General features: G+C 50.3%; 1 rRNA gene. It reads left to right on the top strand.

Going from position 1 to position 1,342, the window contains the following annotated elements:
- Nucleotides 1-966: 966 nt before the first annotated feature.
- A 16S ribosomal RNA gene (locus tag F1593_RS28010) occupies nt 967-1,342 on the top strand; the annotation flags it as partial.

Raw genomic sequence — 1,342 nt, forward strand, 5'->3', positions numbered from 1 at the left:
CGGGCGGTGTGTCGTGTATCAGCCAGCAATGCTGTCCCATAGTTCAGGACGGCCCACTGTTCAGCGGTTTGTATGCGCTCTTGCTCCATTTTTTCTTCTCTCTCTCTCTTTTCTTCATTTTTCATTTTTCCTTTCTTCTATTCTATCATTTCTTCACTCCAAAAATGTGGGTAACAGACAGGCCGCAGCCGAGGTGCGCTTGCCCATTCACGTACGATCCCCTCGCCCATAGGCTCATCCTTACCGTAACTGTCATGCCAGGGGCGTCACAGAGCGTTGGAGCGAGATGGTCGTACAGTGAACGGGCAAGCGCACCTCGGGCCGCACCTCCATTTTTCAGCATCCCTGTTTTTTCGTCCTGAAAACCCTTGACAAGACCACCTTGCGTATGGCATACTCATTGAGCTGTCGAAACGAAACAATCACACTTTCCTTTTTGAAGGGATTGTGCTCCTGTTTGTTCGAACATCCTTTGTGCCACGCTAATGTGGCTCCTCTGAGATCATGCATCTCTCACGCGCTTCCCAACCTGGTTGAGATTGCCGGGAGCTGTTGGCTCTTTTTTTCGGATCGTCTCCCTGCTGGAGACAGCACGAACGATGAGCGAGATGCGCGAAACGAGATTTCAGCGCAAGCGCAAATTTCCCTGGAAAAACGCTTGACAAACCACAAGGGATATGCGATACTACGGGAGTTGAAGCGAGCAAGCGAAAAGAAACGTACTGCTCCTCGACACACCAAAAACAAAGAGTACCTTGACAACTGAAGAGTGGAAAGCAGAACAGTAACTGGAACTATACAAGAAAAATTTATAGCTCCTGTCAATTCAGTCTTGGATATGCAGTAATGCATAGGTTAAGACAACAACATAATCTGCGAACAATTGCCATGTTTTTGTAACTTGGCCATGATCGCTTTTCTCATGCAATTTACAGACGTTCGTTGAAGGTCTGTGCTTTATAAAATTGGATGGCGAGTTTGATCCTGGCTCAGGATAAACGCTGGCGGCGTGCCTAACACATGCAAGTCGAACGCTCTTCGCAAGAAGAGAGTGGCGGACGGGTGAGGAACACGTGGGCTATCTACCCCCTGGTGAGGAATACCGGCGAGAAATCGCCGACAATACCGCATATGCTCGTAAGAGCAAAGCTCGCAAGAGCGCCAGAGGATGAGCCTGCGCCCGATTAGTTGGTTGGTGGGGTAATGGCCTACCAAGACAGCGATCGGTAGCTGGTCTGAGAGGACGATCAGCCACACTGGGATTGAGAACGGCCCAGACTCCTACGGGGGGCAGCAGTGAGGAATTTTCGTCAATGGGGGCAACCCTGAACGAGCAACGCCG

The sequence above is a fragment of the Dictyobacter arantiisoli genome (assembly GCF_008326305.1).
Classification (GTDB): Bacteria; Chloroflexota; Ktedonobacteria; order Ktedonobacterales; family Ktedonobacteraceae; genus Dictyobacter; species Dictyobacter arantiisoli.